The sequence below is a fragment of the Streptococcus sp. OH4692_COT-348 genome (assembly GCF_003859975.1).
Lineage (GTDB): Bacteria > Bacillota > Bacilli > Lactobacillales > Streptococcaceae > Streptococcus.
In genome coordinates this window covers 1-2,659 of record NZ_RQZB01000026.1, presented here as the reverse complement: position 1 = coordinate 2,659, position 2,659 = coordinate 1, and the positions used below count along the sequence as shown (strand labels likewise).

Annotated in this window: 2 protein-coding genes; both read right to left on the bottom strand. The window is 38.4% G+C overall.

The genetic code is table 11. The features are described from left to right. A partial coding sequence (locus EII37_RS10605) for a pneumococcal-type histidine triad protein (RefSeq protein WP_124788548.1) occupies positions 1-934 on the bottom strand: 934 nt, incomplete at its 3' end. Positions 935-1,091: 157 nt separating this feature from the next. Next, the coding region (locus EII37_RS10600) for a pneumococcal-type histidine triad protein (protein WP_124788547.1) at positions 1,092-2,659 on the bottom strand (1,568 nt) is incomplete at its 5' end.

The following is a 2,659-nucleotide window of genomic DNA, read 5'->3' as shown; positions in this document are numbered from 1 at the left end:
GTTGACTAATCGGCAAGGCATAAAGCTGTTTCAAGAGACTGGATACGTCTTCACTCGGACTAGCTTGATAGCTATTATCCACTTGTGGACTAACACTTGGAGTCCATCTTCTGGTATTTGCCTCAACATTGCTTTGATTCGTTTGTCCATATGAACTACTATTCGATGTCTCTGATGAGCTACTGCTAGAAGAATTTGTTGAAGGACGATACCCAACTGAGCTTGGTTGATTACCTTTCCCAGCTAGGAAGGCTCGAGCTGCAGCCAGTTCACTGGCAGACAAGTCACTCTTAGGAATATAGTGGAAATGATTGCCGTGAGGAACGATATAGGCATCGCCTGTATCTTCTATAATATCAGATGCATTAAAGATATAACCATCATCCGTTGTATAGCGGCCCTGAGCTCTGGCAGCGACTACTGCTTTATCGCTAGAACCACCTCCGTGATTACTACTGTGTTCTTGCTTCTGACGAGTGATTTCTTCTTTTGAGCGAACGTTATCCGCATGAGCTGCATCTTTCAGGTAAACATAGTATTTCCCGTCTACCTTAATCACATAGCCACCCTTGATTTCGTTGACAATGTCTGAATCCTTCAACTGATAATTTGGATCTTTCATCAGCAGTTCTTCACTAATGATAGCATCATAAGGAACCTTGCCATTATAGTAATGATAATGGTCTCCATGAGAAGTCACATAACCTTGATCCGTAATCTTGATAACAATTTGCTCGGCATTAATACCTTCTTTTTTACTGACTTCATCAGGTGTCAAATTTTCTGCCTTTTGGCTTGGTTGTTTACCATCTATATATGAAACACGGTTATTTTCTTTTACAGTTTGAGCTTGATGCAAACCTAGTTCATAAGCACAGACGCTTAAAACAAGTGCAGCTGCTGACCCAGCTAGATATTTTTTATTAATTTTCATTCTTTCCTCTTTTCTTAACTCTATTTGATTCACCATAAAATAATAAACCAGTTAATTAACTAGTTAATAGTTTACTCTTTTTAGTACTGCTTGTCAAGAATTTTTCGTATATACATAATAAAAATGAAAGCCTCTTTATCGAGACTCCCATTTTTCATTAGTTTGTTTTTTCCTTATTTATAGGTGAAGGATTACTACCTTTTAACAAAGCAAGTAGTTTCTCTGCTTCTGCCATGATACCATTATTATCCATGGTTTGGAGACTCAAATTATTTCGTAAACCAGCTAGGGTTTCTGTCGCATTGCCTTTCAGACTAGCATCTGTTACTTTAGCAAGTAAAGTTTCTGCTTCTTTGAGCTTGGCTTCTACTTTTTCAGTCTCTACTTGAGGAACTTCTGGCTCAGCAGGTGTTTCCTCTACTGGTTCTTCATCCGCTTTGAAGTTCTTTTTGGGATCTTTACTGTGGTCTTTCTTACCTAAGACATGCTCGCTGGCATTTCCCCATCCGTCATTAGAATGTGGACGTTCATCAGGATGTTCAACATAGTACTTAATCGTCGCAAATAAGTCTTCCAAGGTATAACCATTTGGAGCCTTGTATGAATGATCATCAAACCAAGCAAATTTAATGTTATGGTAATGATCCTTATGAGGAATGATTAAATTACCATTTTTAACTTCTACTGTATGCTCAACCATGTATGGAAGTCGAACGAGTGGAATTCGTTTCTCCCCTTTCACACGATTGTAAATAGCCGCTGCACTATCTCCAGTTGGATTTGCTTGAGCATCTGCGTCTGCTGACGGAGGTAAAATCCCTTTTTCTTTAGTATAAGATTGAGCCGCAGCTTTTTCCTTATCAGAAAGGCTATCCTTTCCAATCCAGTGACTATGGCCCATATGAGGTGTTACATAGGCATCCCCCTCATCACTGATAATATCATGTTCGTCAAAAATGTAACCATCTGACGTTGTATACTTATCAGTTAATTGAGCAATACGAACTTCGTTTTCGGTATATTCAATTTGAGAATTTGGTTTTCCAAGTCGCTCAGGATGGGTAATTGGTGCTAGGAATGCCAATAAATCATCTACCAATTTTCCTTTATTAGAAGATTCATCATTCAAGCGTTCCACTAATTTGTCTAAGGCTTGGAAATCAGAAACGCGACCTTTATTTTCAGATAAGGCTTTATGAGCCTCGGCCAATAAATTATATGCTTTATCGTAAAATTCTTGGTCACGAGGAGCAACTTTTTCTTTTTTAGCAGTTAAAGTATGTGACACACTCTCTTGTTTTGATAACTTGCTTTCCAGATTTTTAACAGTTTCAGATGGTAAATCTTTCGCAAAGACATAGCGTGAGATGCCCTTTTCTTCGAAAACATATCCTTCTCCAACTTTTCGTACCAGCTGACTAACCAAAGAAGAATTTGAGTCTATTTTAGGATTTGGTGTAGGAGCTGGCTTTACAATAGGTTTCAAAGGTTTTAAGGTAAGAGCTGGCAAAACAGGAGATGGAATTAAATTTGGAAGGCTTGGAGTCGGAATTGGTTTTAATTCTTTACCACCTGCAGTAGTATGATTTCCTTGATAATTTTCAGAAATCATTCTCGCAATCTTCTGCTCTAAGTCAGACATTTGAGAATAAGGGATAAAGTGATAATGATCTCCGTGTGGCACTGCAACACCATTCGCAGTTTTTCTTGTAATCTGTGCTGGAT